The sequence below is a fragment of the Ruegeria sp. YTSA226 genome (assembly GCF_059609905.1).
Genome location: NZ_JBXWMQ010000003.1, coordinates 377,784 through 404,517 on the forward strand (window position 1 = coordinate 377,784; position 26,734 = coordinate 404,517).

Annotated in this window: 23 protein-coding genes and 1 tRNA gene; 22 read left to right on the forward strand and 2 right to left on the reverse strand. The window is 57.6% G+C overall.

Going from position 1 to position 26,734, the window contains the following annotated elements; all coding sequences use genetic code 11:
- Positions 1 to 3 precede the first annotated feature (3 nt).
- The 14 genes from ahbB (AC2FFF_RS06895) to AC2FFF_RS06960 all read left to right on the forward strand — a co-directional run bounded on the left by ahbB (AC2FFF_RS06895) (position 4) and on the right by AC2FFF_RS06960 (position 13,902).
- Positions 4 to 993 carry a siroheme decarboxylase subunit beta gene (gene ahbB, locus AC2FFF_RS06895; RefSeq protein WP_281972620.1) on the forward strand — a complete coding sequence of 330 codons (990 nt, stop codon included), beginning with the start codon at positions 4 to 6 and terminating at the stop codon, positions 991 to 993.
- Positions 990 to 1,439 (forward strand): Lrp/AsnC family transcriptional regulator, encoded by a 450-nt coding sequence (locus AC2FFF_RS06900; protein WP_142635234.1) that lies wholly within the window; start codon positions 990 to 992, stop codon positions 1,437 to 1,439. Before ahbB (AC2FFF_RS06895) ends, AC2FFF_RS06900 begins: the two co-directional genes overlap by 4 nt.
- Entirely contained in the window at positions 1,436 to 1,936 is a 501-nt protein-coding gene (ahbB, locus tag AC2FFF_RS06905; protein ID WP_281972621.1) for a siroheme decarboxylase subunit beta, read from the forward strand. The genes AC2FFF_RS06900 and ahbB (AC2FFF_RS06905) overlap by 4 nt, the downstream gene beginning before the upstream one ends.
- Positions 1,924 to 3,138, forward strand: coding sequence for a heme d1 biosynthesis radical SAM protein NirJ (nirJ, locus tag AC2FFF_RS06910; RefSeq protein ID WP_496790852.1), 1,215 nt, complete (start codon positions 1,924 to 1,926; stop codon positions 3,136 to 3,138). Before ahbB (AC2FFF_RS06905) ends, nirJ begins: the two co-directional genes overlap by 13 nt.
- On the forward strand, positions 3,113 to 4,666 hold the full coding sequence (locus AC2FFF_RS06915; protein ID WP_281972623.1) for a nitrite reductase: 1,554 nt from the start codon (positions 3,113 to 3,115) through the stop codon (positions 4,664 to 4,666). The genes nirJ and AC2FFF_RS06915 overlap by 26 nt, the downstream gene beginning before the upstream one ends.
- Positions 4,667 to 4,724: 58 nt before the next feature.
- Entirely contained in the window at positions 4,725 to 4,886 is a 162-nt protein-coding gene (locus AC2FFF_RS06920) for a hypothetical protein (RefSeq protein ID WP_345741807.1), read from the forward strand.
- Positions 4,887 to 4,975: 89 nt separating this feature from the next.
- Positions 4,976 to 5,440 carry a DUF2946 family protein gene (locus tag AC2FFF_RS06925; protein ID WP_345741808.1) on the forward strand — a complete coding sequence of 155 codons (465 nt, stop codon included), beginning with the start codon at positions 4,976 to 4,978 and terminating at the stop codon, positions 5,438 to 5,440.
- Positions 5,441 to 5,484: 44 nt separating this feature from the next.
- The gene (locus AC2FFF_RS06930; RefSeq protein WP_281972642.1) at positions 5,485 to 7,608 is read left to right on the forward strand and encodes a NosR/NirI family protein; all 2,124 of its coding nucleotides are present in this window, start codon (positions 5,485 to 5,487) and stop codon (positions 7,606 to 7,608) included.
- Between the two features lie 14 nt (positions 7,609 to 7,622).
- Positions 7,623 to 9,530 (forward strand): TAT-dependent nitrous-oxide reductase, encoded by a 1,908-nt coding sequence (gene nosZ, locus AC2FFF_RS06935; protein WP_281972625.1) that lies wholly within the window; start codon positions 7,623 to 7,625, stop codon positions 9,528 to 9,530.
- A gap of 3 nt (positions 9,531 to 9,533) precedes the next feature.
- Positions 9,534 to 10,790: a nitrous oxide reductase family maturation protein NosD gene (locus tag AC2FFF_RS06940; RefSeq protein WP_281995284.1), complete on the forward strand. Its 1,257-nt coding sequence runs from the start codon at positions 9,534 to 9,536 to the stop codon at positions 10,788 to 10,790.
- Entirely contained in the window at positions 10,780 to 11,673 is an 894-nt protein-coding gene (locus tag AC2FFF_RS06945; RefSeq protein ID WP_281972627.1) for an ABC transporter ATP-binding protein, read from the forward strand. Before AC2FFF_RS06940 ends, AC2FFF_RS06945 begins: the two co-directional genes overlap by 11 nt.
- Positions 11,670 to 12,491 (forward strand): ABC transporter permease, encoded by an 822-nt coding sequence (locus AC2FFF_RS06950; protein WP_281972628.1) that lies wholly within the window; start codon positions 11,670 to 11,672, stop codon positions 12,489 to 12,491. The genes AC2FFF_RS06945 and AC2FFF_RS06950 overlap by 4 nt, the downstream gene beginning before the upstream one ends.
- A complete protein-coding gene (locus AC2FFF_RS06955; protein WP_142635212.1) occupies positions 12,488 to 13,003 on the forward strand; it encodes a nitrous oxide reductase accessory protein NosL in 516 nt (171 codons plus the stop codon). The genes AC2FFF_RS06950 and AC2FFF_RS06955 overlap by 4 nt, the downstream gene beginning before the upstream one ends.
- Positions 13,000 to 13,902: an FAD:protein FMN transferase gene (locus tag AC2FFF_RS06960; protein WP_281972629.1), complete on the forward strand. Its 903-nt coding sequence runs from the start codon at positions 13,000 to 13,002 to the stop codon at positions 13,900 to 13,902. Before AC2FFF_RS06955 ends, AC2FFF_RS06960 begins: the two co-directional genes overlap by 4 nt.
- Positions 13,903 to 14,291: 389 nt before the next feature.
- On the opposite strand, the gene AC2FFF_RS06965 is transcribed toward AC2FFF_RS06960, so the two are convergent.
- Positions 14,292 to 14,381: transfer RNA gene (locus AC2FFF_RS06965), tRNA-Ser, on the reverse strand.
- A 600-nt stretch (positions 14,382 to 14,981) separates the two neighbouring features.
- Here AC2FFF_RS06965 and AC2FFF_RS06970 point away from each other — a divergent pair.
- The 3 genes from AC2FFF_RS06970 to AC2FFF_RS06980 all read left to right on the forward strand — a co-directional run bounded on the left by AC2FFF_RS06970 (position 14,982) and on the right by AC2FFF_RS06980 (position 18,731).
- The gene (locus AC2FFF_RS06970) at positions 14,982 to 15,668 is read left to right on the forward strand and encodes a FecR family protein (RefSeq protein WP_281972630.1); all 687 of its coding nucleotides are present in this window, start codon (positions 14,982 to 14,984) and stop codon (positions 15,666 to 15,668) included.
- Positions 15,669 to 15,849: 181 nt separating this feature from the next.
- The gene (locus AC2FFF_RS06975) at positions 15,850 to 17,970 is read left to right on the forward strand and encodes a CHASE2 domain-containing protein (protein WP_281972631.1); all 2,121 of its coding nucleotides are present in this window, start codon (positions 15,850 to 15,852) and stop codon (positions 17,968 to 17,970) included.
- A 569-nt stretch (positions 17,971 to 18,539) separates the two neighbouring features.
- The gene (locus AC2FFF_RS06980; protein WP_271948651.1) at positions 18,540 to 18,731 is read left to right on the forward strand and encodes a hypothetical protein; all 192 of its coding nucleotides are present in this window, start codon (positions 18,540 to 18,542) and stop codon (positions 18,729 to 18,731) included.
- Positions 18,732 to 18,792: 61 nt separating this feature from the next.
- On the opposite strand, the gene AC2FFF_RS06985 is transcribed toward AC2FFF_RS06980, so the two are convergent.
- The gene (locus AC2FFF_RS06985; protein ID WP_246097171.1) at positions 18,793 to 19,422 is read right to left on the reverse strand and encodes a response regulator transcription factor; all 630 of its coding nucleotides are present in this window, start codon (positions 19,420 to 19,422) and stop codon (positions 18,793 to 18,795) included.
- A gap of 219 nt (positions 19,423 to 19,641) precedes the next feature.
- Between AC2FFF_RS06985 and AC2FFF_RS06990 the strand changes: the two genes are divergently transcribed.
- From AC2FFF_RS06990 to AC2FFF_RS07010, 5 genes are read left to right on the forward strand one after another with little or no spacing between them, the layout of a single operon-like run.
- Positions 19,642 to 20,883, forward strand: a complete 1,242-nt coding sequence (locus tag AC2FFF_RS06990) for a pyridoxal-phosphate-dependent aminotransferase family protein (protein WP_281972632.1) — start codon at positions 19,642 to 19,644, stop codon at positions 20,881 to 20,883.
- A gap of 16 nt (positions 20,884 to 20,899) precedes the next feature.
- On the forward strand, positions 20,900 to 22,096 hold the full coding sequence (locus AC2FFF_RS06995) for a malate--CoA ligase subunit beta (protein WP_281972633.1): 1,197 nt from the start codon (positions 20,900 to 20,902) through the stop codon (positions 22,094 to 22,096).
- Complete coding sequence (sucD, locus tag AC2FFF_RS07000; protein WP_281972634.1) at positions 22,096 to 22,986, forward strand: succinate--CoA ligase subunit alpha; 891 nt, start codon at positions 22,096 to 22,098, stop codon at positions 22,984 to 22,986. The genes AC2FFF_RS06995 and sucD overlap by 1 nt, the downstream gene beginning before the upstream one ends.
- A complete protein-coding gene (locus AC2FFF_RS07005) occupies positions 22,986 to 23,957 on the forward strand; it encodes a 2-hydroxyacid dehydrogenase (protein ID WP_281972635.1) in 972 nt (323 codons plus the stop codon). The genes sucD and AC2FFF_RS07005 overlap by 1 nt, the downstream gene beginning before the upstream one ends.
- Positions 23,957 to 26,587 (forward strand): phosphoenolpyruvate carboxylase, encoded by a 2,631-nt coding sequence (locus AC2FFF_RS07010; RefSeq protein ID WP_281972636.1) that lies wholly within the window; start codon positions 23,957 to 23,959, stop codon positions 26,585 to 26,587. The genes AC2FFF_RS07005 and AC2FFF_RS07010 overlap by 1 nt, the downstream gene beginning before the upstream one ends.
- Positions 26,588 to 26,734: the final 147 nt, after the last annotated feature.

A 26,734-nucleotide genomic window follows, 5' to 3' on the forward strand; every position in this document is an offset into this window, starting at 1 on the left:
CCCATGCAACATATCACTGACCCGATCGACCGTCGCCTGCTGGACGATTTTCAGCGCGAATTTCCGATTATCGACCGCCCGTTTCAGCCAGTGGCCAAGGCGCTGGGGCTGGACGAAGCTGAAGTGCTGAACCGTCTGGCGCGAATGCGTTCGACCGGCCGGATCACCCGGGTCGGGGCCACGATCACTCCGGGCGCGGTGACGGCCAGCACTCTGGCCGCGGTGGCCGCACCCGAGGAGCATCTGGAGGACATTGCCGCCCTGATCGACGCAGAGCCCGGTGTGAACCACAATTATCAACGTGAGGACAAATGGAACCTCTGGTTTGTAGCGACCGGCCCTGATCGCGCGCATGTGGACGCCACTCTGGCCCGGATTGGCCTGCAAACCGGTTTGCAGGTTTTGGACTTGCGTCTGGTTCGGCCGTTCAATGTTGATTTGGGCTTTCGAATGACAGGCAAGCAACGCAACGTACCGGCACCGCGCAAGGTGGACTGTTCCGTTCTGCAAAAGGGTGATCGCTCATTGATGCAGGCGCTTAGTTCCGGCTTACCGCTGGTTTGCGAACCTTACGCAGCACTGGCCGCCTCTTTGGACCGTAAACCAGAGGACGCCAAGACGCGGATCCGGATCTTACACGAGGCTGGAATTGTCTCGCGTCTTGGCGTGATCGTAAGACACCGGGCACTGGGCTGGTCGGCCAATGCGATGGTGGTCTGGGATATGCCAACTGATCAGGTCGATCGTGCCGGGCCTGCGCTGGCAAAATACCCTGGCGTGACACTGTGTTATGAGCGTCGACCCGTTGAAAACATCTGGCCCTACCGCCTGTATTCCATGATCCACGCCCGCTCGCGCAGCGAAGCGCGAAACGTCCTGGCCGGGGCTGCGGCATTGCCTGAGCTGTTTGGCGCGCAGCACAAGGTGTTGTTTTCGACGCGCTGTTTCAAACAGACCGGCGCGCTGATCCAACCCAAGGAGACGGCGGCATGACCCTGGACGAAACTGATCGGGCAATCCTGAACCGAATGCAGGACGACTTACCTCTGACCTCACAACCCTATGCGATGGTGGCCCAAGAACTGGGGATTTCGGAACAGGATCTGTTGGTTCGCCTATCACGGATGAAGGATGATCGGGTCATCACGCGCTTTGGCCCGTTCTTTGACGCAGCCGCGATGGGCGGGGCTTTTTGCCTATGTGCCATGGCCATACCGACAGAGGCATTTGAATCCGTCCTGACCAAAGTCAATGCGCATCCCGAAGTTGCCCATAATTATGAACGTACGCACCGGCTGAACATGTGGTTCGTGTTGGCCACCGAAACGCCCCAAGGGATTGAGGCCTGCGCCGATGCGATCGAACAAGAGACGGGGATCGAAGTTCTCAGATTTCCCAAGTTGCAGGAATTCTTCATTGGCTTCCGGGTGGCGGCATGATCGACGCAAAAGACAGACTGATTATCGAGGTTCTGCAGGGCGGATTGCCCCTGGTGCCTTCGCCCTACGCTCGGGTTGCTGAAAGCCTTGGGATGGACGAACAAGCGCTGCGGTGTCGCCTCGCAGAACTTAAGGCGCGCGGCGTTATACGTCGTATCGCCGCAGCCCCGAACCACTACAAACTGGGCATGACTTCGAACGGCATGACAGTCTGGGACGTCGATGACAGTCAAATCGCTGATTTGGGGGCACATATTGGCGGTCTGCCTTTTGTCACCCATTGCTATGAACGTCCACGTGCCCTGCCCGACTGGCCTTACAACCTGTTCGCCATGGTCCATGGCAAAGACAGGGGTGAAGTCGAAGAAAAACGGGCCGAGATTGCCGGTATTCTGGGCAGTGCCTGCCGGGCCAAGGACATCCTGTATTCAACGCGCATCCTGAAAAAGACCGGGCTGCGCCTGAAACCGAAAGGCCAAACGCCATGTTCCGCCTGACTGAATACATACAGCAACTGGTCACCCCGACCCCCGTGCGCAAGCGCCGCCCCGGCCCGGTTAAGCCGGTGGTCATCTGGAATCTGACACGGCGCTGCAACCTGAAATGCCGCCATTGCTATACTGTTTCGGCGGATGTCGCGTTCCCGGGTGAGCTCAACCACGAGCAAGCCATGGTAACCCTTGAGGATCTCGGCCAATTTCGCGTCCCGGCCCTGATCCTCTCGGGGGGGGAACCGCTGGATCGGTTCGATTTCTTTGATATCGCCAACCGGGCGCGCAAGTTGGTGCCGATGCTGGCGCTGTCGACGAATGGCACGCGGATTTACGATGAAACCGCCGATATGATCGCTGATGTCGGCTTTAACTATGTCGGCATATCACTTGACGGGATCGGGGCCACAAACGACTGGTTCCGAGGTGTCGAAGGCGCCTTTTCAGATGCCCTGCGCGGCGTGCGCGAGTGCAAGAAACGCGGCATCAAGGTCGGTTTGCGATTCTGTTTGACCGAGGGCACACAGCACCATCTGCCCGATCTTCTGCAGTTGTGTGATGATGAGGGGGTCGACAAATTCTACCTGTCTCATCTGGTTTACGCCGGTCGCGGCGATAAGAACAGGGGCGAGGATGCCGAGCATCTGCGCACGCGCAAAGGTCTGGATCTGTTATTGGACCGTGCGTGGGAGGCTGCCTCGGGCGGGCGCCCGCTGGATATCGTCACCGGCAATAACGATGCCGACGCCGGATATTTTCTGAACTGGGTCAGGACGCATTTTGATGCCGAAAAGACCTCGCATATACGTGCGCATTTGGCGGCCTGGGGCGGGAACTCCAGCGGGTTGGGGGTGGCCAATATCGACAATCTTGGTCGGGTCCATCCCGACACCTACTGGTCAGATTACACGGTCGGGAATGTGAAAACGACGCCGTTTTCCGAGTTGTGGACCGGGGACGACAAGATGCTGGCCATGCTGCGCACTCGCCCGCGTCCGCTGAAAGGGCGCTGTGGAGTTTGTCAGCTCAGGGATGTTTGCGGTGGCAACACGCGCATCCGGGCCCTGCAACTGACGGGCGATCCCTGGGCCGAGGACCCGGCCTGTTACCTGTCAAACGATGAAATTGGCGTGGATAAAGCGGGCAAACGCCTGCAGGTCACACCTTTCCGGGGGAAAAGCCATGATCCGGCGCATCAGTTCTTTTAGGGCTCGCACGCTTGGAACACTGTGCGCGCTTCTGCTGACCAGCGCCGCATGGGCCGACGCCCAGTCCGACTATGCCGAACATTGTGCGTCCTGCCATGGTGACACCCGGCTGGGCGGAGTTGGTCCGGCCTTGATACCCGAAACGCTAAAACGCATGCGCGGGCCGCGAGTTGCCGCCGTGATCGCCGAAGGGCGCACCGCCACACAGATGCCAGCCTTTGCGCATAATCTGAACGCCCTGCAGATCGAGGAGTTGGCAGGTTGGCTGAAATCCCCGCTCGAGACCGCCCCGGACTGGGCCGAGGCGGACATTATGGCCAGCCGTACGCTGGACGCAGACTATGTCGAGATCGATGCGCCCGTCTGGTCCAGTGATCCGATGAACATCACGTTGGTGGTGGAAACCGGAGACCACAATGTCAGCGTTCTGGACGGTGACACATTTGAGGTTTTGGACAGATTTGAAACTCCTTTTGCCGTTCATGGCGGCCCAAAGTTCAGCCCCGATGGACGTTATGTGTTCATCATGTCCCGCGATGGTTGGGTCCAGAAATATGACATCTGGGCGTTGCAACAGGTGGGTCGCGTACGGGCGGGACTAAACAGCCGCAACATTGCCATGTCAGGCGATGGCAAATGGCTGGCGGTGGCGAATTACCTACCCAACAGCCTGACCCTTTTGTCCACCCGGGATCTTTCGGTGGCAAAAGTGATCGAGATTAAAAGCAGGAAAGGTAATCCCAGCCGCGTTTCGGCCGTTTATCAAGCTCCGCCACGGGAAAGCTTTGTGCTGGCCTTGAAGGATGTGCCAGAGATTTGGGAGGTCTTCTATGGCGCCAATCCACCCCAATCCGGGCTGGGACACGATTTTCGTATCGAAGGGCAGTTCAAGAACCCGAACCCTTTCCCAGTACGCAAGATCACTACGCCCGACTATCTGGACGATTTCTTTTTCGACCAGACTTATGAATACGTCATGGGCGCATCTCGCGACGGGAACGGCGGTCAGGTGATTGATCTGGTCATTGGCCAAAAAGTGGCTGACCTGGATCTGCCCGGCATGCCGCATCTGGGTTCCGGGATTACCTGGCGGCGCGGCGATACAACTGTGATGGCAACGCCGCACCTGACTGATGGCACCGTCTCGGTGATCAACATGGAGACATGGGAAACGGTCAAGCGGATCAAGACCGAAGGGCCGGGGTTTTTCATGCGCAGCCATGAAAACTCGCCATATGTCTGGGCCGATGTTTTCTTTGGGTCCAACAAGGATGTGATGCATGTGATCGACAAGCAAACCCTTGAGATCGTACGGACCCTGCGCCCAGCGCCGGGCAAAACCGTGGCCCATGTGGAATTCACCAAGGACGGAAGCCATGCGTTGGTTTCGATCTGGGAAGATGACGGCGCGGTGATCATCTATGATGCAAAAACACTGGAAGAGGTCCGCCGTCTGCCGATGCGCAAACCTTCGGGAAAGTACAATGTCTGGAACAAAATCACATTCTCGGAAGGAACCAGCCACTGAGGGCAAATGGCCGCTGTGGAAACTGGCCATATTGCTGTATCCAGCGTCTGCGCTGACCGTGGCCATAAACCTTTTTCTGGCTGGCCTGATCGCCAACAGAGCCGGATTCGGAGTGATTGAGCCTGTCACAGCCATCCTGTGGTCAATCCCATTGGGTGTACCTGCCTGCTGGTTTGCAGGGCGCTGGGTACGCAGTTTGATGGACGAAGCAGACGGCTAGGTCGGATTCTCCAAAGGCCTAACCGAAGTCAAGTATCTGCTTTCGGGAATCTCTTAGGACTTGGGAAAGATCACCGAGTTGGATTCTCCATGCCCGCCCAAAATCCTTTGCACATTTCAGCTGTTTGCGCGTCCCGCGCAGCTTGTGCGGTGGCAGGTATAATCCTTCTGCTTTTGCAGCTGCTTAGCCCGGCGCTGGCGAGTCCCGGGCAAAGCATGTGGGTTGAGATCTGCTCGGAGGGCGGCGCGGTCTGGGTCGAGGTTGATCTTGAAAAAGGCGATGCAGACCCGACCGCACCTTGCCCCAAATGCGCCGATTGCGCGCTGTGCGCCGTGACCGGTGCCGCACCTCTGCCCATGCCGCTGGAAGTGACGCAACTAGGAAGGGTTCAATTCTTATCTTGCCAAAACAACAGGTCCTTCGAGCTAATTGGCTCTGACCGGCTGTGGCCAGAAACCCGGGGTCCCCCCCCTGCACCAGAATTTAAAACCGAACGCGCCCCGCGCACGTCCATGGCGTCCACCCCAATCATCGGAGGTGCGCCGTGGTCGTAAGTCGCGCAATCCATTTCCTGCTGGCCTTTTTTCTGTCCTGCCTGATGGCGATTAGCGCACATGCCGACAGCCTAGCCAGTTTTCTGCCAGAACTTGAGCCCGCGGACCTGATCCCCGGCGCCGAGGCATTTGGCCCGATCAGAAAAGACATTCCGGTTGCGCCTATCCTGAAAGGGGGCAAAACGATTGCCTGGGCCTTTCTGACCTCGGATTTCGTGGGCACCACAGGCTATTCCGGCAAACCCATTCACGTCGTTGCAGCGATCGACAATGATGCGGTGCTTACTGGCGTTAAGCTGGTCAAGCATTCGGAACCCATCGTACTGATCGGGATTCCGAACGCACGCATGGTCGAACTGACCGAAGGCTACGCCGGCCTGGACCTTAGGGTTGAGGCTGAAACAGGCGGTGAGGGCCATGACCTCGACATTATCTCGGGCGCGACTGTCACAATCATGGTGATCGACGACAGTCTCGTGCGTGGCGGCATCAAGGTAGCGCGGGCGTTGGGGTTGGGTGGCTTGTCACCGCTGCAGGCCGACGGGCCAAAGCGCGAAGTCGATATGGCACAAGACGCCACTTATGACTGGACAACGCTTTCGGGTGACGGCTCGGTCCGACGCCTGACACTGGATGTCGGTCAGGTCAACGCTGCGTTCGAGGCAACCGGCGACCAGCGCGCCATCAGGCGCCGTGAACGGGGCACGCCCGACGACACCTTCATCGACATGCATCTGGCGTTGGTTTCGGTCCCGTCGATCGGCAAGTCACTGCTGGGCGAGGCCGAGTATCAAAACCTGACCGAGTGGCTGGGCGAGGGCGAGCAAGCCATCCTGGTGCTGGGTCGTGGCGCCTATAGCTTCAAGGGGTCAGGCTATGTACGTGGCGGGATTTTCGACCGTATTCAGCTGATTCAAGGTGATAATTCGGTACGCTTCTTTGATAAACAGCAAGAGCGTCTGGGCAGAGTTGCGGCCGCCGATGCGCCCAGTTTCACCGAGCTGGATATCTTCAAAATCCCCGCTGAGGCAGAGTTTGATCCGGCCGAACCGTTCCGCCTGCAACTGTTGGTGCAACGCGCCGTCGGTGCGGTTGAAAAGACGTTCCTGACCTTCGATTTGGGCTACAAACTGCCTGAGCAGTACCTGTTGCCAGTCGTAGCCCCCACCGTTGTGGATGACGCCACAGGTGAAGCCGCCGCCAAAGCCGCTCTTTGGAAACGTATCTGGAAGGATCGCACAGTCGAGATTGCCGGTCTGGGCGTCATGCTGCTGATACTGACGGCGACCTTCTTTTTCCAGTTCCATGCCACGATGAACGCGCGGGTCTTTTACTGGTTCCGCATCGGCTATCTGACAATGACCCTGTTCTTCATCGGCTGGTACGCGAATGCCCAGTTGAGCGTGGTGAACCTGATGGCGCTGGCGGGCAGTTTGCGCACGGGTTTCTCATGGGATGCCTTCCTACTGGACCCGCTGGTGTTCATCCAATGGTTCGCCGTGGCAGCCGCCCTGTTGTTCTGGGGACGCGGTGCCTATTGCGGCTGGCTGTGCCCGTTTGGTGCGCTGCAAGAACTGACCAACAAGATCGCGCGGGCTTTTCGCATGCCGCAATGGACCCTGCCCTGGGGCCTGAATGAACGGCTGTGGCCCGCGAAATACATGATCTTCCTGGGTCTCTTCGGCCTCAGCTTTGTCTCCATCCCGCTGGCCGAGAAGTATGCCGAGATCGAACCTTTCAAGACCGCGATCATTCTGAAATTCATGCGCGACTGGCCGTTTGTGGTTTTTGCGCTGGCCCTGTTGGGGATCGGCCTGTTCGTTGAGCGGTTCTACTGCCGCTATCTCTGCCCGTTGGGCGGAGCACTGGCGATCCCGGCCCGCATGCGCATGTTCGACTGGCTACGCCGTTACAAGGACTGCGGCACCCCCTGTCAGACCTGTGCCAATGAATGCCCCGTTCAGGCGATCCACCCCACAGGTGAGATCAATCCGAACGAGTGCGTCACCTGCCTGCATTGTCAGGTGCTCTACCAGTCCGAGGACAAATGTCCCGTCGTTATCCGCCAACTGAAACGGCGGGCCAAGACAGGGTCGGTCGATCTCAAGACCCCACTCGGACAACCACCGGCGAACCATCCAAACGCCAAACCGAAAACCGTTTCCTAAAAGGAGGAACGATCATGTCGGAACATGACAACAAACTAACCGTCACACGCCGCGGTATGCTGGGGGCGACCGCCACTGGCGCCGTGCTAGCCGGAACCGGTCTGGGATCAACCCTGATGACCGCAAAACAGGCCAGCGCCGCGGCCAATGCCAATCTCGAACCTGGTGAGTTGGACGAATACTACGGTTTCTGGTCCTCGGGTCAGACCGGTGAGCTGCGCATTCTGGGCTTCCCGTCCATGCGCGAGCTGATGCGGGTGCCGGTGTTCAACCGCTGTTCGGCTACCGGTTGGGGTCAGACCAATGAATCGCTGAAGATCATGACCGATGGCCTGCTGCCGGAAACCAAGGAATTCCTCGCCAAGCGCGGCATGAAAACCTACGATAACGGTGACCTGCACCACCCGCATATGTCGTTCACCGACGGCACATATGATGGCCGTTACCTGTTCATGAACGACAAGGCCAACACCCGCGTCGCCCGCGTACGTTGCGACGTGATGAAATGCGACAAGATCACCGAAATCCCGAACGCCAAGGCGATCCACGGTCTGCGTCCGCAGAAATTCCCGCGCACTGGTTATGTCTTTGCCAATGGCGAAGATGAAACTCCATTGGTCAATGACGGCACTGTGCTGGACGATCCGTCGCAATACGTGAACATCTTCACCGCGCTGGACGGCGACACTATGGAAGTGGCATGGCAGGTGATCGTGTCGGGCAACCTCGATAACACTGACTGCGACTATCAGGGCAAATACGCCTATTCGACCTCGTACAACTCGGAAATGGGGATGAACCTGGCCGAGATGACCGAGAACGAGATGGACCATGTTGTTGTCTTCAACCTCGCGGAAATCGAAGCGGGTATTGAGGCGGGCGACTATCAGGAACTGAAAGGCGTCAAGGTTCTGGACGGCCGTAAGGGTCAGAACAAGAAATACACCCGTTACATCCCGATCCCGAACTCACCGCACGGCATCAACACTGCGCCTGACGGCAAGCATGTCTGCATCAACGGTAAACTGTCGCCGACCGTATCGATCATGGATGTCACCAAACTGGACGCCCTGTTCGAAAGTGATGCCGATCCACGGTCCTGCATCGTGGGTGAGCCGCAGCTGGGTCTTGGCCCGCTTCACACTGCTTATGACGGCCAGGGCAACGCGTTCACCACGCTATTCCTGGACAGTCAGATCGTGAAGTGGAACCTCGACAAGGCAATCGAGGCTTACGGCGGCGCCGATGTTGACCCGATTATCTCGAAGGTCGATGTGCATTATCAGCCGGGCCATAACTCGACCACCATGGGTGAAACCAAGGAGGCTGATGGCAAGTGGCTGATTTCGATGAACAAGTTCTCGAAAGACAGGTTCTTGAACACGGGTCCACTTAAGCCTGAGAACGAGCAGCTGATCGATATCTCAACCAACGAGATGAAGGTGGTTCACGACGGGCCGACCTTTGCCGAGCCGCATGACTCGATCATGGTGCGCGCTGACATCGTCAACCCGGTCAACGTCTGGGACCGTAACGACATAACCTGGGAAGACGCCCGCAAACAGGCCGAGGCCGATGGCATCGATCTGGAAGACGGCGCCGAAGAACCCATCCGGGACGGCAACAAGGTGCGGGTCTATATGACCTCGCAGGCCCCGACCTTCAGCCTTGAGAAGTTCACCGTCAAACAGGGTGATGAGGTGACGGTTTACATCACCAACCTGGATGACGTGGACGACGTGACCCACGGCTTCTGCCTGGGCAACTACGGCATCGCGATGGAAGTTGCGCCGATGGCGACCGCTTCGGTCACCTTCACCGCCGACCGTCCGGGCGTGCACTGGTTCTATTGCCAGTGGTTCTGCCACGCGCTGCACATGGAAATGCGCGGCCGGATGCTGGTCGAGCCGCAGGGAGCATAACTCATGCGTTGGCCCCTGCTCATACCGCTCCTGCTCGGCTCGCCCCTTTGGGCGGCGGATTGGGATGTGCCCAACCGGGCGGGGGCCATCAATGAAACACTGGCGCAGGCGGCGGATGGAGACACCCTTCGCCTGAGCCCCGGTGTCTACTCTGAGACATTGGTTCTGGACCGGCCTGTCATTATTGACGGGCAGGGGCAGGCCACCATTGACGGACAAGGCGTCGGCAGCGTCATCACCGTGACCGGACCGGGCGTGACCGTGCGCGGTCTGACAGTGATTGGTTCGGGCTCGAGCCATGATGGGATCGACAGTGGCATTCAGCTGGTCAAAACGGCCCATGCGCCGGTGATCGAAGGCAATGTGTTGCTGGGCAATCTCTATGGCATCGACATCCACGGCGCCAAGGACAGCGTCGTGCGCGGCAACCGGATCGAAGGGCGTCAGGACAAGCGGATGAATGACCGCGGCAACGGCGTCTATGTCTGGAACGCACCGGGTGCGCGGGTCGAAGACAATGATATCCGGTACGGGCGCGATGGGATCTTTGTGAACTCGTCCAAGAAGAACACCTTTACTGGAAACCTGTTCCGCGACCTGCGGTTCGCGGTGCACTACATGTATGCCGACGACTCGGTGGTCAGCGATAACGTCTCGATCGGCAATGATTTGGGCTATGCGGTGATGTTCACGACCAATGTCAAAGTCACCGGCAATGTGTCGATTGATGATCGCGAACATGGTGTGATGCTGAACTATGCCAACAAGAGCGTGATTTCCGGGAACGTCGTTAAGGGTGCAAAGGAGAAATGCACCTTCCTGTATAACTCGAACAAGAACGAATTCACCGACAACTGGTTCGAGGGTTGCGGCATCGGCATTCACTTCACTGCTGGGTCAGAACGTAACCGTATCGTCGGCAACGCCTTTGTCGGAAACCGGACTCAGGTGAAATACGTTTCGACCAAGTGGGTCGAGTGGTCTGAAGACGGGCGCGGCAATTACTGGTCCGATTTCGCCGCCTATGATGTGGATGGCAACGGCGTCGCTGATGCCCCTTATCGCCCCAATGACTCGATGGACCATGTGCTGTGGACCCAACCCGCAGCCAAGCTGCTGCTCGGCTCCCCTGCCGTGCAGCTGGTACGCTGGTCGCAATCAGCCTTCCCGGCACTATTGCCGGGGGGTGTGATGGACAGCAATCCATTGATGCGAGCCCCTGAACCCTCAGCTATGAAAAAGGTGCCTCATGACGGATAAGGCCCTGACGATAAACAACGTCTGTAAGGACCGAGGCAAAACCCGCGTTCTTGACGACATCACCCTGTCTCTTGCCCCTGGTCAGCGCGTGGCGCTACTGGGCCATAACGGCGCTGGCAAATCGACCCTGATCAAATCCATCCTTGGCCTGATCCCGATTGAGGGCGGAGCCATTCGGATCGGAGACGCCACACCCGGCAGCGCGCAGGCGCGGCGGGATACGGCGTACTTGCCCGAGGCGGTGTCCTTCCACCCGGCGCTTACGGGCCGGGAACAGCTGACTCTTTTCGCGCAGCTCTCGGGGTCCAAGGCCGATGTGCCCGGTTTGCTGGATCGCGTCGGCCTCAGCGACGCACTGGACCGACGGATCGGGACCTACTCCAAGGGGATGCGGCAACGTCTGGGATTGGCGCAAGTGCTGCTGGGCCAGCCGAAAGTGGCATTGCTGGACGAGCCGACGAGCGGACTGGACCCGATTTCTCGGCAGGATCTGTACGCCATCATCGACGAACTGGCCGCAAAAGGCACCGCCGTCCTGATCGCATCGCATGCCCTGACTGAGGTCGAGGCCCGCACAGACCGGATCGCAATCATGCGCGGGGGCCGGATGGTGGCCGATGACACGTTAAACAACCTTTCGGCGCTGGCGGGTCTGCCAATCCGCCTGAAGGTGCGCGCCAGCTCTAACCCTGACGCCTTGGCCGCCAAACTGGGCGGCAGCCGGATCAATGGCGCGTCCGTTGAGTTGCTCTGCACCGTCGACGACAAGATGGAGGCCTTGCGCCGGATCGCCGGATTGGGCGATGCGGTGGCAGATGTGGAAATGACACCTCCCAAGCTGGAAGATCTCTATCGCTACTATGCACAGGAGAAGAGGCCATGACCCGCTTCCTCGCCATCACCCGCACTGAAATGTTGATCTTGCGCCGCAACCGCTGGCTGCTGATGGCAACACTGATCATGGTGTTATTCGCGCTGGCACTTACCTTTGCAGGCAGTGCACCCACAGGCACGCTTGGCGTTGATATGCTGACTGTCTCGGTTGCCTCGATGACGACGTTGTCGGTCTATCTTGCCCCGCTACTGGCACTGATGATTGCCTTTGACGCCATCGCAGGCGATGTGGACCGGGGCAGCTTATCGCTGCTCTTGTCCTATCCCGCCGGGCGCGGAGAAATCCTGTTGGGAAAATTCACCGCCCATTTGTCGGCGCTTGCCTTTGCGATGACCATCGGTTTTGGCACAGCTGGCGCGGTGGCAGCATGGTTCGGTGGTGCCGGTCCAGAAAGCCTGTTGGCTCTGGTCCGTCTTATCCTCACTTCGATCGTGCTGGGCGCCGTGTTTCTGGCATTGGGATACTTGCTGTCCGCCCTGGCAAAGGGGGCCACGGCGGCAGCAGGTCTGTCGGCCGGGCTCTGGCTGGTTTTTGTCGTCCTCTATGATCTGGGCCTGTTGGGGGCCGTCGTCATGGACAAGGGCGGCACCTTCACTCAATCCGTCTTTCCATGGGTGATGGTGGCCAACCCGGCCGACGCTTTCCGTCTGTGGAATATCGCCGCGGCCGAGGGCGTCGCGATGGCATCCGGCATGACCGGCGCTGCGCAGGCTCTGCCCGTTTGGGCCGCCCCGTTGTCTTTGCTGATCTGGCCCCTGCTAGGCCTTGCACTTGCCCGGCTCGCGTTCCGAAGGGTCGAGCCATGAAGCGTCTTTTCCTGATTGCTCTACTCGCCCTGACTGCCTGTAAGGAAGAACAGATTGCCGCGCCTGACCCGGTCGATCTGACGCCAGACGCACTCAGCTTTTTTTGCCAGATGAATATTGCTGAACATGGTGGTCCAAAAGGACAGATTCATCTCGACGGCTATCCCACACCACTGTTTTTTGCGCAGGTTCGCGACATGGTTGCCTATCTCAAAAGCCCCGAACGCGAGGCAGCCATTGTTGCAATCTATGTCAGCGATATGGGAACCGCCCCAAGCTGGCATCAACCAGGTCAATCCAACTGGATCAATGCCGAAGGTGCGACTTTCGTCGTCGGGGCCAATGTCGCCGGCGGCATGGGCGCGCGCGAGGTCGTGCCCTTTGCAGACCCGACCGATGCGGACAGCTTCATCATCCTGTACGGAGGGTCCGCTTTGCCCCTGACTGACATACCCGACGCCGAAGTGCTTGGCCCCGTCGATCTGGACCTGAAACTGGAGACACCAGCATGAGCCGTTTGTCCCGACGTCGTTTTCTGATCATGTCTGCGGCATGCGCCGCGCTACCGGCGGCCGCTTCTGGCGCACCAGTTGCGCATTGGCGTGGCATCGCGCTGGGGGCCAGAGCCAGCCTTGACCTTGTTGGCCTTTCTGAGGCAGAGGCGGCGCCCCTGCTGTCATCAATCGAAGCTGAGCTGAACCGGCTGGAAGATATCTTTAGTCTGTACCGATCGCGATCACAGATTTCAGAGCTGAACCGAAGCGGGTTGCTGCAGCAACCGGCCCCCGAGCTGTTGAATGTACTGAGCCTGTGTTCGACCCTTCACAGTGCATCAGACGGGGCTTTTGACCCCACAATACAACCCGTCTGGAGGGCGATGGCCGCGCGCGCCAGCGCATCTGAATTGACTGCCGCCCAAGAAACTGTCGGCTGGCACCGCGTCCGATATGACGCTGATGCGATCCAGCTGCCGGTGCCCGGTGTCTCAGCCTTGACATTGAACGGTATCGCACAAGGCGCAATCACCGATCGCATTGCGGCGCTGTTACGGTCCTTTGGCTTACGCGATGTTCTGGTTAACATGGGAGAAATCGCGGCAATGGGTCAGCGAGGTGACGGGCAAGACTGGCGGGTCGGCCTTGCGGGTCACAATAATACAGTCCACAAGAAGATCACTTTACGAGAACGCTCAGTAGCCACATCATCGGTTGCAGGCACGCTCTTGCCTGGCGACCACGGCCATATTCTGAACCCATTCGGCCCAAGCCCAAGCAACCACACTGTTTCCATTTCCGCACCCAATGCAGCCTTAGCTGACGGTCTGTCCACAGCTCTTTGCGCCGTCCCAAAGGAATGGACCGGTAGAATTCTGCAGAGTTTTCCATTGGCCAGTTTGGAGTTGAGCGGATAATCCGCAGTCTGTTCCAAGGCAGTCAAATCGGCAAATAGGACCTGTCCGCTGAATCAACTTTACCGGCGGTCACCCTTTCGAGCGCCAGCAGCCTCATACCGAACAGTCATCCGAATTCAGAAGCAACCCCGGTAGTGCCGGCTCTTGCAACACCAACGGTACCGGTTTCGGTGGTATAAGCGGATTTGCCGACAATCCAGGCACCAATGGTCGATCACGAGAGCAAGCTTCGCACCCACCGCGTCCCGCGAGGATTTCGAAGGGCCGGGTCATTGGGTGCTGGAAACGGAACACCCGACCTTCCGATCACGATATTTCTTGGTGGATGTGGCGGGTAAAGCCTTCAAAACGTGTAAGCCATCACAAAAAAACATCATATGAAGATTTGGTGGCGGAGACGAAGGGATTCGAACCCTCGAGACCCTTCCGGGCCTACTCCCTTAGCAGGGGAGCGCCTTCGACCACTCGGCCACGTCTCCGCTGGCCGGTGTATTCGATAAGCGCCAAGAAATACAAGGGACCTCGTGAAAAAATCTTCAAAAAGTCAAATCCATGATGTCTATGGCTTTCGGGCTTGATCAAAGGCAGCCGCGAAACGTCACCCGCAATGCGTGTCTGCCGGGCCTTCCATAAGGCGATCAGACCCAAGAGACATCGGCTGGGAAAGCGAGCGACGGCCCAACGAAACACTGATTTGAAAAGGGCCCTGTCCGAAACACCGGCAATGTACAAACAGAGAGTTTCCGAAGCTCCGGGTCAGCCCAATTAGGTGGGAATTTTCTCCAGCTTCATAGAAAACTTGCCAAACACATAGGCATTAAGGCATATTTGCTTAGATTTTTTACAAATAATACAAAGAAATAAATTCCACGAGGCACAGACCGGGCAGCGGGCGCATTGCGCTCTGGAATAACCTTGGGGAAGGGATAATTAGTTTGGTCTGGTTAAGAGTGTTGTGTGTTTCCTGTTGTGTTTTGATACTGCCGTCGCAGATCCTGGCCAACATTGGTACTGTCGTAAGCGTCAAACAAGGCGCAGAAATTACCCGAGCCGGGAATTCCCGGCCACTGCTTGAAGGCATGGAAGTTGCCTCGGGTGATTCCATATCCACAGACAGCAGAGGGGTAGTTCAGCTGATCTTTGTTGACGAAACGAAGATCGCGATAGGGCCTAATGCAAAGATGGCGCTGGATGTGACCATGTTGCGAAACAAGAAGAAGGCCAAGAATTTTGCCGTTCAGGCCTTGGGTGGAAGCTTTCGTTTCATCTCGGGCAACAGCAGAAAACGTGCCTATTCCATCCAGACCCCCACTGCGACAATGGCTGTGCGTGGGACCATATTCGACATGTGGGTTGTGCCTGGCACCCAAAGCTCGATGCTGGTGCTGGAAGGCACCGTGCAGATGTGCGGCCTGAAAGGCGGCTGCAGATCAACTGGACGTCAATGCAGCCTGTTTGCCACCAGTCAAAAAGGCAAGGTGGGCCGCCCGGCCGATCAGGCACAGTACGACGAAGCAGTGAAAAATGGATTTCCGTTCATTCAGTCTCAGGAACGGCTTCTCAGTCCGCTGCGCGTGAATATCGAAGGCTGCGCCGGAGAATCAGCACCAGTGCAGCCCATCGAAAAATCCGACGCTCCCGAGCCCCGCCCAGCGCCCCCGCAGCGGCAAGCGGTGAAGGCTTCGGTAGCATCTGCACCCGTTGAGGCGCCCAGTATAGAAGGCGGTGCAGCGCCGGATACGAAACCGAATAGACCTGTTAACTGAGCATCGGCTGATATGGGTAATCGGTAATGTCGGGCAGTGAAAGCGACCACTGTCTTCGGAGGCAACCGTGACGGGTAAGTCGAAAGAACGGAGCACTCGCCGCAGGGGTTTTCGCCTTGTGGGTTTGTGCCTGATCCTGTTTGGATGCTTTGTCAGGGTCATAGATCCGTTTCCCGTGCGCATGACTCGGCTGATATATTTCGACATCCTTCAGCGCATGGCCCCACGCGATTACACCCCCGACCTGCCAATCCGTGTTGTCGACATAGACGAACAGTCACTGGCCAACTGGGGGCAATGGCCATGGCCGCGTAATCTCATGGCTCAGATGGTTGAAAACCTCGGCCAAAATGGCGCTGCGGTCATCGCTTTTGACATGCTGTTTGTCGAACCCGACCGCTATTCGCCTGCTCGATTATTGGAAGACCCTGCGTTGGCCGAGGTGCTCTCGGTAGATGAAGACGCCCAAAACCTGGACAACGATGTTTTTTTCGGAGCCGAAATCGCCAAATGGCCGGTTGTTCTGGGTGTAGCGGCCCGTGTAGCCGATGATGGTCAGCCCGTCATATCCAAGGCGGGGATCATCGAGATCGGTGAGTCTCCGACCTCAGGGCTCGTCCAGGTTCCGCATTGGACCCCTCCTGCTCCGCCACTTTATTCAGATGCAACAGGCATTGGGGGCGTGAATGTCTCACCACTTGGTGGGACCGGTGTGGTCCGCCGGGTCCCGGTACTTTGGGGGGGGCCGGATGGCGCCCTGCCAAGCCTGGGAATTGAGGCCCTTAGGGTGGCCTTGGGGGAAACAGTCCTTTTCGCCGAGGGCGCGTCCGATGAATCCGGTGTCATGCTGGCGCTTGAACTGGGCGATTTTCGATTGCCAACAACTCAGAACGGCGAAGTCTGGATCCGGTACAGGCGAGACCGGCCTGAACTGTATGTTTCTGCCAATGACGTTATGACGAATCCGGATGATCCTGCGCTGCGGTCCCGGATCGAAAACCAGATTATTCTTGTTGGCACCTCTGCGGCGGGTCTGTTTGATATGCACCAGACCTCGCTCGGAGAATCCGTGCCCGGCGTCTCGATCCACGCGCAGTTACTTGAACAAGTCCTAACGGGCGAAATGCTCAGCCGATCCGATGTGACCGCTGCGCTTGAGTTGGTCTCATTCGTCTTACTGGGGTTAGTGGTCGTCGCCGTCATGTCCAGCTTTGGTGCGGTCGCATCCTTCATTGCGGGTGGCGTATCTGCAGCCGTTGTTGTGCTGATCAGCTGGATGGCCTTTCAAAATCAACTCGTATTATTTGACGCAACCTTCCCACTTGCTGGTGGGATGGCGAATTTCGGGCTGTTGGCCGGATATCTATTCATTTCGACCGAGCGAGAGAAAAGAGCGATCCGAAAGATTTTTTCTCACTATGTCGCTCCTGAAATTTTGGATGAAATGGAAGGCTCGGACCATCAGTTGGTCCTTGGTGGAGAAACACAAGAGATCACCGTCATGTTCGCCGACATCCGTGGATTTACCCCGTTATCCGAGTCGGTTTCGGCCACGGAGCTCGTCGCCATTCTGAATGAGCTGTTTTCACAGGTCGGAGATCAGATTTTGCACGAGCGAGGCACAATCGACAAATTCATCGGCGACGCAGTCATGGCGTTCTGGAACGCTCCGCTTCCGGTCGAAAATCATCCCTGTCGCGCTGCACGGGCAGCCTTGATGATGCGCGGTGCATTGGCACAGTTCAATAGGTCCGAAATCATGCGCGAACGGCCACCCATTGCGCTGGCCACTGGCTGCGCGACAGGACAGGCCTGTGTGGGCAATATCGGGTCGCGGCGGCGTTTCAATTATACTGTGATCGGAGATGTGGTGAACGTCGCCGCCAGGATCGAACAAAGCTGCCGACATGTCGACTATGACATCTTGGTTTCGAATTCAGTTTACATTCTAGGCAAACAAGAGTTGGCGATGTTGGAAGCTGGGTTTGTGGACCTGAAAGGAAAAAAGAACCTGGAGCCCGTTTACATATTGATTGGCGATCAGGGCATGCTCGACAGCGAGGCATTCCAGAACTTACGCGATGCGCATGCTCAACTTTTGTCGGCCATACGTGCGCGCGAACCGCTGGAGCGCACCGATGAGCTGCGCCAAAACTGCATCGACATTGCCAAAGAAATCGAACCCGGTCTTCTAACCTTTTATCGCGCGCTGTCTGGGCGCACTGCGGATTTTCTGTCCGATGTCCAATCAAACAAGCTGTTGTTCAGTCATCACGCCCGTGAAGGACAAAATCTGGCCTAGCGGACCCAGAGCCATTGCAACTTTCAAGCGAGCATGTGAACCCCATAGAACCGCCCAGAAGCAGGCACGGAAGTTGGGGAACCATATTGCTAAAGCCAAATCATCCATCCTGAACTTGGCTCCTTACTTCTGGCCTGAAGAAACTGGATCAGCACCTTACTGCACCGAGCTGACCATGTTGGGTGCTCATCGTGAAACAGACGCCATTATGGCCTATGTTCCGACTATTCTGACCTTGTTTGGCGCCCGAACGCTTACCGAAGCAATCAAAAATGGCACGTCGCCGAAAACGCGTTTTTCGCCCCCAAACACAGACCAGCCTGCGGTCTCCTGGGCATTTGCGGGGTCGGGCTTCTAAGCAACCTGTCCCGCGAGAAAGGGCTGTACGATTTTCTTGAAACAGCCGGATCTCTGCACTCTCTCGGGGTTGAAGTCGAAATGATCCTGGCCGGACCGGCCCACTGGAGCAAGACCTGACCTCGATCAAAGCCGCCGTCGCCAAAGACGAGATCAGATGAGACGGCCCGCTATATGGCGAAAAAAAGCAGCAATTATATGATGAGATTGACGTGTTTCTGTTTCCAACTCGATATAGTTTCGAAGCTCAACCAACTGTAATCTACGATGCCTTCGCGTCGGACACAGCCGTGACCTCTTTCGCGCGCAGAGCTATCGAAGAACAGGTTCAGGTTTGCATTGCGACCGTCGCCGTCGATCAGAGCTTTCACGAAACCGCCACCCAATTCCCCACGGGTTCCTAAGAAAGGCCGATCACGCGACCAACAGAATGACCACACCATTGGAGCATTTGGGCAAATCTATCTAATGTGAGGCCGCATTAGACGAATAGTAATACGCGATGGCCTGCGTCCTATTCTTAACCGATAGTTTTTCGTAAATGTTTGACAGGTGAAATTTCACGGTATTGGTCGATATCTGAAGCTCTTTGGACAACTCGCGGTTGGACATGCCCTTGGCTAGAGCTTCCAGAATCGCGCGCTCTTTCCGCGACAGGCTGTGGATCGGATTCTGTTGCATCTGGCGGACATCGATGAACGGAAACACCATCTTGCCAGCAGCCACGTCCGCGCAGGTTTCCAGCAACGCTTCAACTTCACCAGACCGGGATGAGAACCCCGCAGCTCCTGCCTGCATTGCAAGGCGCGGAACATCTCCGACATCATCGCCGTAAATGACAAAACGGGGCGCGCCTTCCTGTTCTCGCAAAACCTCGATCAATTTGGCCGCGCCAAGAACAGGCAAGCTCCAGGAAATCACACACACCTGGACCGGAACTCTCATGACCGCGCCCAGGAACCCTTCAGCTGTCGCCGATGTGGCAACCAAAGAGAATCGCGGATCACGTTCAAAAATCTCCGACATGGCCGATAAGACCAGCGGATTGTTGTCGGCAAGCATGACGTCAATCGGTTGTTGTGAAGGCTCTGTCATTGATTTTACATCCAAATCCTCAAGAAACTACCCATTCGTATAGGGCAAAACTTGGTATACTTCGGTATTCTTGCCAATACGGGTAGGTTTTTCCCCATCCCATTAGAAGTCCTAAAGCAGTAGTAAGTTACGTTGCGCGATGACGCAAGCAAGGCTTTCCTGATCCACAACGAGATGTCTGGGCGTGGTTGACCACCCCAACGATCAAGGAGGATCGCAATGACTTTCCAGATTTATCCAACGCTCGAAATCCCCGAGACGCTGGCCGCAGGCCCCGGGCCGGGCAATACAGACGCGCGCGTTCTACAAGCCTTTTCCAGCGCCGGAGTTGCGGATCACATGCAGGGCGACGTTTTGCGCGGCATGATCGAATGCAAGCACATGCTGCGCGAAATCTGGGGCACCACGAACATATACACCTTTGCGGTCGCAGGCACCGGTTGGAGCGCTTTGGACACCATGTTCTCGGCTGTCATGCCCGGTGACAAGGTTGTTGCGTTCAACAACGGGACCTTTTCGGGCATCGATACACTGACCCTTCGGATCAAGGCAGCGACACCGGACGAACATGCTGCCAACCCCTTGGATCCGCAGGCCGCCAGTGTCACGATCATCGACGTGCCGCATGGTCAGTCGGTGACCGGTGACATGGTCGAAGCCGCACTGGCTGAACACAAGCCCAAATGGGCGTTTATGGCACATTGGGAAACGGGATCAGGACGCATCAATGATTTGCGCGGTTTCTCGGATGCCTGCGAGCACCATGGTGCAATGGGTCTGATCGACGCCGTTTCGTCTTTGGGTGTCGAAGATTTCCGGGTTGATGATTATCCGGGCATCGCGGGCTGGGCCTCTTGTCCGCAAAAGGGCCTGTGCTGCTTGCCGCTTACCTATGCTCCCGTCAGTTTTACCGACGCATATATCGACAGCCTGAAAGCAACGGGTGCCTACAGCTATGTTCACAATCCCATTTTCGAGGCCCGCCACTGGGGCATCGTCGATGGCCAGGATGTTGAAAAAGGCACATATCACCGAACACATTCGGGCTATGCCGTCGCGGCCTTTCATGAATCGTTACGCCTGACCCTGCAGGAGGGGCTAGCGAAGCGCGCGCATGCCTACAAAACGCACGAGGCCGTGCTGCGCGATGCCGTCATTGCGATGGGCTGCGAGGTCACCTCGGACATGTCCAGCCTTGTGGTGCTGAACCTGCCCGCTGAACTTGCAGGCCGCGAAATGGAGCTGGTGCAGAATTGCCGGGCCCGGGGCTTTGGCATCTGGCCAACCCTCAGCGCACCTGTTCAGGTCCGCATCGGCATCCTGAACCAACTGAATCATCAGTCGATCGGCCGCATCGTGCATTTGTTTGCCGAAGCAATCCGCGAGATGGGTGGTTCGGTGAATCTCGAAGCGATCGAAGCGCTTCTGGAAAGCCGCTACGGCACATCTATCGCTGCATAAACGGGAGGAAATGCAGATGGATATCCACGAATATCAGGCGAAAGAACTTCTTTCGAATTTCGGCGTCGAAGTCCCTTCGGGGGCCTTGGCCTACAGCCCCGAGCAAGCTGCCTATCGTGCACGTGAGCTGGGCGGCGACAAGTGGATTGTAAAGGCTCAGGTTCACGCAGGTGGCCGCGGCAAAGCTGGGGGCGTAAAGCTGTGCAATTCGGAAAGCGAAATATACGCAGCCTGTGAGGAGATGTTTGGCCGCAAGCTGGTGACGCATCAGACCGGACCCGATGGCAAAGGCATCTATCGCGTCTACGTCGAATCTGCCGTTCCGATCGATCGGGAAATCTATCTGGGTTTTGTGCTCGACCGCTCAAGCCAACGCGTGATGATCGTCGCCTCGTCCGAGGGCGGAATGGAGATCGAGGATATTTCCGCAGAACGCCCTGAAAGCATTGTCCGCTCCATCGTCGAACCTGCGGTAGGTCTGCAGGAGTTTCAGGCGCGCGAGATTGCCTTCAATCTGGGACTGGAGCCCCGTCTGATCCAAAACATGGTCCGCACCCTCCAAGGGTGTTACGCCGCTTTCAACAAGCTGGACGCGACCATGGTTGAAATCAATCCGCTCGTCATCACCGGTGACGATCGCGTGTTGGCGCTGGACGCCAAGATGAGCTTTGATGACAACGCCTTGTTCCGCCACCCGCAGGTCGCGGAGCTTCGCGACAAAAGCCAGGAAGACCCCCGTGAAAGCCGCGCGGCGGATCGTGGCCTGTCTTATGTCGGGCTGGACGGCAATATCGGCTGCATCGTGAATGGTGCCGGTCTGGCCATGGCGACGATGGACACGATCAAGCTGGCCGGGGGAGAGCCTGCAAACTTCCTCGATATCGGAGGCGGCGCGTCACCAGAACGTGTTGCCAAAGCTTTCCGATTGGTACTGTCCGACAAGAACGTCCAAGCGGTTCTGGTCAACATATTCGCCGGCATCAACCGCTGCGACTGGGTAGCCGAAGGCGTCGTGCAGGCTCTGAAGGAACTGGATATCGACATCCCAGTCATCGTGCGCCTTGCCGGGACGAATGTTGAAGAAGGTCAGAAAATACTCGCCAAGTCCGGCCTGCCGATTATTCGTGCAACAACATTGATGGAAGCTGCCGAACGCGCCGTTGGTGCATGGCAAAACGATTTGACCCAAAACACCAAGATGAGGGCTGTGTAATGAGCATTCTTCTGGACCGCGACACCCGCGTTATTGTTCAGGGCATCACTGGACGTATGGCGCGCTTTCACACCAAGGATATGTTGGAATACGGCACCAATGTTGTTGGCGGTGTCGTCCCTGGCAAGGGCGGCGAAATCGTAGAAGGCGTGCCTGTCTTCGACACTGTCAAACAAGCGGTCACGGCCACCGGCGCAGAGGCCAGCCTTGTCTTCGTGCCGCCCCCGTTTGCGGCGGATTCGATCATGGAGGCCGCAGATGCCGGTATCCGTTATTGCGTTTGCATAACCGACGGCATCCCGGCGCAGGACATGATCCGCGTCAAACGCTATATGTATCGCTATCCCAAGGACAATCGCATGGTGCTGACCGGCCCGAACTGTGCTGGAACTATCAGCCCTGGCAAGGCGCTGCTGGGGATTATGCCGGGCCATATCTACCTGCCGGGCAATGTCGGCATCATCGGTCGTTCGGGCACGCTGGGCTATGAAGCCGCAGCGCAGCTGAAGGAGCGTGGTATTGGCGTCTCAACCAGCGTCGGTATCGGTGGCGACCCGATCAACGGCTCGTCATTCCGCGATATCCTTGAGCGGTTCGAACAGGATGAGGACACCGAGGTCATCGCCATGATCGGCGAAATCGGCGGCCCTCAGGAAGCCGAGGCGGCCGAGTATATCCGAGACCACGTCACCAAACCCGTCGTGGCCTATGTCGCCGGTCTGACCGCACCCAAAGGCAGGACCATGGGTCATGCCGGGGCGATCATCTCGGCATTTGGCGAAAGCGCCTCGGAAAAGGTCGAAATCCTATCGGCGGCGGGTGTGACTGTTGCTGAAAACCCTGCGGTAATTGGCGAGACCATCGCCCGCGTCATGGGAGAGGCTGCGTGATGGTCAAACCTTCGGTCCTTGTCACCCGTCGCTGGCCCGCCGCCGTCGAGGCGCAACTGGCCGAAAACTACAACACCGTACTCAACATCGGGGACAAACCATTGTCCCCGGCCGAGATCCGCGACGCGTTGAAACGTTATGACGCGGTTCTGCCTACGGTCACCGACACGCTCAGCGCCGAGGCGCTGGACGTATCTGCGGCGCAAACCAAAATCCTCGCCAATTATGGAGTTGGTTACAGCCATATCTGTGAACCCGCTGCGCGCAGCCTTGGTATGACCGTAACCAATACGCCGGATGTCCTGTCCGAATGCACGGCTGATCTGGCCATGACATTGCTGCTGATGGTAGCCCGCCGCGCCGGCCAAGGCGAACGTGAGCTGCGCGCGGGCGGCTGGACCGGCTGGCGCCCGACCCATCTGGTCGGCACCAAGGTCAGCGGCAAGACTCTGGGCATCATCGGTTTTGGCCGCATCGGTCAGGAAATGGCCCGTCGCGCGCACCATGGGTTCGGCATGAATATTCTTGTCCAGAACCGGAGCACTGTCTCGTCCGAGGTATTGAAACAGTTCAACGCAACTCAGGTCGATACCGTGGACGATCTGCTGCCGCACTGCGACTTCGTCTCACTGCACTGCCCGGGTGGGGCCGCAAACCGGCACCTGATCAACGGGCGCAGAATGGATCTGATGAAGCCCAACGCCTTCCTCATCAACACTGCGCGCGGTGAGGTCGTGGATGAGCACGCGCTTGTGCAGTCGCTGATGTTCGACACGATCGGTGGGGCTGCTTTGGACGTGTTCGATGGCGAACCTCGCATTAGCCCGGATCTGTTGCAATGCGACAACCTGGTGATGCTACCCCATCTGGGTAGCGCCACAAAAGAATCGCGCGAGGCCATGGGCTTTCGCGTACTCGACAATCTGGCCGACTTTTTCGCAGGTCGCACCCCGCGGGACCAGGTGATCTGATGCAAGCGCTGGCCCGCAATATTCCGTCCACCCCGGACCCTTCGGGCTATGCCGAGGAATTGCGCTCGGAACTGCGGGCGTTGTGGCGGAATATTCTGTCGAAGCGGGCGCCGCATGTGGCGACATGGGCCGAGGCCATGCCGTTGCAACCCATCCCTACAGGGCTCGAGGCAACGCCGTATCTGCAAGCCCTATCGATCTGGTTCCAACTGTTACGCATCATTGATGAAAACGCCCATGTTCGGGACCGGCGCCTGACCGAGACCCTAAGCGGCGCGGAAGCGGTCGAAGGCGGGTTTGCCGAGGTGTTGTCTGAACTGCAATTAACGGACAGCCAGACAAAAAAACTGACGGCTGACCTATGCGCCGGTCCCACCCTAACCGCGCACCCGACCGAGGCCAAACGGGTCACCGTTTTGGAAATTCACCGGCGGATCTACCGCAATCTTGTCAGTCTTGAAGTGCAACGATGGACCCCGACCGAACGCACCGAATTGCTGAATGGCCTGGAAGGCGAGATTGATCTTTTGTGGCTGACAGGCGAACTTCGCCTGTCGCGCCCAAGTCTGCGCGATGAGATCGAGTGGGGGTTGCAATTCTTCCGGGATGCAATCTTTGACGCCGTCCCGCAGGTCATGGATCGGTTCGATCAGGCCTGCCTGCATGTGTTGGGTCAGACTCTAGCCAAAACACCCAACATTCGCTTTCACAGCTGGATTGGCGGCGACCGGGATGGCAATCCGAATGTCACAACCGAGATGACCGCACTGGCCCTGCAACGCGGCCGTGAAACGGTTCAGGATCTTTATCGTCAGGCCATCGATCAAGCTGCAAGCCGGTTGAGCATCAGCGCGCTCATATTGCCGCTTCCTGAGTCAAACCGTGCACGTGTACAAGAAATTATCGACCGGACTCCGGACGACGATCGCAATCGAAACGAACCGTTCCGGCAAGCTCTCAATGCCATTCGCTATCGGCTGACCGATGGCGGCTATGATCACATCTCACAATTCGTAAGCGATCTTGGGGCACTTGATGCGGCTTTGTGCGCGGTCAACGCCGACGTCCTGGCACAGAGGCATATCCGTCCGCTGTGCCGCGCCGCTGCGGTTTTCGGGTTCCGAACCACAACCCTGGATATTCGTCAGAATTCAACCGTCACGAATGACGTTCTGACGGAAATTTGGTCGCAATCCGGACATGCACCGGAATATGGCACGCCCGACTGGTCTACCCGTCTGCGATCAGAGCTGGCAGATCAAAACCTGCCCTATCAAAACCGCGAGGCGCTGAGCGATCAGGCGCAGGAAATGCTGGCGCTCTTAGCGCTTGTTCATAGTGTTCGCTCGGGGCCGGACCCCAAGGCAATTGGGCCATTTATCCTGTCCATGACCCGGTCTGCCGATGATATTCTCGGTGTGTACCTGCTGGCCCGCTATTCCGGTTTCGGGTCCGAGACACTGGATATCTCGGTGGTGCCATTATTCGAAACGATTGCAGATCTTCGCAATGCCCCTGCGATCCTGCTGGACGTTTTGGCAGTACCGCTTGCCCGCCGCAGCCTCAAAACCGATGGAAATGAAATCGAAGTGATGCTGGGGTATTCGGACAGCGGCAAGGATGGCGGGTATTTCTGCTCAACATGGGAGCTGGAGCGCGCCCAACGTCGCATCGTGACGGCACTGGCTTCGCAAGGTTTCAAGGTCACTTTTTTCCATGGACGCGGGGGCTCAGTCAGTCGGGGCGGCGCTCCCACTGGGCGGGCGATTGCTGCGCAGCCCAGCGGAACAATTTCCGGGCACTTGCGCGTAACTGAACAGGGCGAAGTTGTTTCGACCAGATACGCCAACCGCGGAACAGCCGCGGCCCATCTGGAACTGCTCCTCTCAAGCACGTTGCGTCATACCGCCAATCCTGGCGAAACCCTGGCACGGCCCGAGTTCGACGACGCGCTGGATGCTCTGTCGGAACTGTCACAGACAACCTATGTCTCGCTTTTGAAGATGCCAGGCTTTCTGGACTATTTCCAGCAGGCCAGCCCGGTCGAGGAATTAGCCCGCCTGAAAATAGGATCTCGTCCGGCACGTCGCTTTGGCGCGGCCAGTCTGGATGATCTGCGCGCCATTCCATGGGTTTTTGCCTGGTCGCAGAACCGCCACCTGATCACGGGCTGGTATGGTTTCGGGGCCGCAATGGCCAGCTTCCGCAAATTTCGTGGCGCGCGCGGTGATGAAGTGCTGCAGGATATGTTTCAGCACTCCCGGCTGTTCCGCCTTGCCGTCGATGAGATGGAGAAATCGCTCTATCAAGCGGATATGGGCATCGCCGCACAATACGGCGAACTAGTGCACGATGAGAACACCCGACAAATCGTCTTTCAGTCAATCAAAGCGGAATACGATAGCGCCTGCAGTGCAGTGCAATTTCTGACGGGAGGACAAACTATCGGACACCGTTTCCCTCGCCTGTGCGAGCGGTTTGATCGCAAACGGGCAGAACTGGCCCGCATTCACGCGCTGCAGGTCGAATTGCTGCGACAAGCTCGAACCGAGCCTCAGGCAGGATCGGTTCCTGTTCCCCTCCTGCAATCGATGAACGCTATTTCCGCTGGCCTTGGCTGGACCGGCTAACCCTTTTAGGAGGTTTCAAAGTGAACGCCCCGCAACGCACTCAAGGTTTTTTCACCCAGTCTCTCTCAGAGCGCGACCCAGAGCTGTTCGGCTCGATCACGTCCGAGCTGGGCCGTCAGCGCGACGAGATCGAATTGATCGCGTCCG

Coding starts and splice junctions, on each gene's coding strand:
- ahbB (WP_281972620.1), top strand. CDS start 4: ATGCAACATATCACTGACCCGATCGACCGTCGCCTGCTGGACGATTTT.
- AC2FFF_RS06900 (WP_142635234.1), top strand. CDS start 990: ATGACCCTGGACGAAACTGATCGGGCAATCCTGAACCGAATGCAGGAC.
- ahbB (WP_281972621.1), top strand. CDS start 1,436: ATGATCGACGCAAAAGACAGACTGATTATCGAGGTTCTGCAGGGCGGA.
- nirJ (WP_496790852.1), top strand. CDS start 1,924: ATGTTCCGCCTGACTGAATACATACAGCAACTGGTCACCCCGACCCCC.
- AC2FFF_RS06915 (WP_281972623.1), top strand. CDS start 3,113: ATGATCCGGCGCATCAGTTCTTTTAGGGCTCGCACGCTTGGAACACTG.
- AC2FFF_RS06925 (WP_345741808.1), top strand. CDS start 4,976: ATGCCCGCCCAAAATCCTTTGCACATTTCAGCTGTTTGCGCGTCCCGC.
- AC2FFF_RS06930 (WP_281972642.1), top strand. CDS start 5,485: ATGGCGATTAGCGCACATGCCGACAGCCTAGCCAGTTTTCTGCCAGAA.
- nosZ (WP_281972625.1), top strand. CDS start 7,623: ATGTCGGAACATGACAACAAACTAACCGTCACACGCCGCGGTATGCTG.
- AC2FFF_RS06940 (WP_281995284.1), top strand. CDS start 9,534: ATGCGTTGGCCCCTGCTCATACCGCTCCTGCTCGGCTCGCCCCTTTGG.
- AC2FFF_RS06945 (WP_281972627.1), top strand. CDS start 10,780: ATGACGGATAAGGCCCTGACGATAAACAACGTCTGTAAGGACCGAGGC.
- AC2FFF_RS06950 (WP_281972628.1), top strand. CDS start 11,670: ATGACCCGCTTCCTCGCCATCACCCGCACTGAAATGTTGATCTTGCGC.
- AC2FFF_RS06955 (WP_142635212.1), top strand. CDS start 12,488: ATGAAGCGTCTTTTCCTGATTGCTCTACTCGCCCTGACTGCCTGTAAG.
- AC2FFF_RS06960 (WP_281972629.1), top strand. CDS start 13,000: ATGAGCCGTTTGTCCCGACGTCGTTTTCTGATCATGTCTGCGGCATGC.
- AC2FFF_RS06970 (WP_281972630.1), top strand. CDS start 14,982: ATGGAAGTTGCCTCGGGTGATTCCATATCCACAGACAGCAGAGGGGTA.
- AC2FFF_RS06975 (WP_281972631.1), top strand. CDS start 15,850: ATGACTCGGCTGATATATTTCGACATCCTTCAGCGCATGGCCCCACGC.
- AC2FFF_RS06985 (WP_246097171.1), bottom strand. CDS start 19,422: ATGACAGAGCCTTCACAACAACCGATTGACGTCATGCTTGCCGACAAC.
- AC2FFF_RS06990 (WP_281972632.1), top strand. CDS start 19,642: ATGACTTTCCAGATTTATCCAACGCTCGAAATCCCCGAGACGCTGGCC.
- AC2FFF_RS06995 (WP_281972633.1), top strand. CDS start 20,900: ATGGATATCCACGAATATCAGGCGAAAGAACTTCTTTCGAATTTCGGC.
- sucD (WP_281972634.1), top strand. CDS start 22,096: ATGAGCATTCTTCTGGACCGCGACACCCGCGTTATTGTTCAGGGCATC.
- AC2FFF_RS07005 (WP_281972635.1), top strand. CDS start 22,986: ATGGTCAAACCTTCGGTCCTTGTCACCCGTCGCTGGCCCGCCGCCGTC.
- AC2FFF_RS07010 (WP_281972636.1), top strand. CDS start 23,957: ATGCAAGCGCTGGCCCGCAATATTCCGTCCACCCCGGACCCTTCGGGC.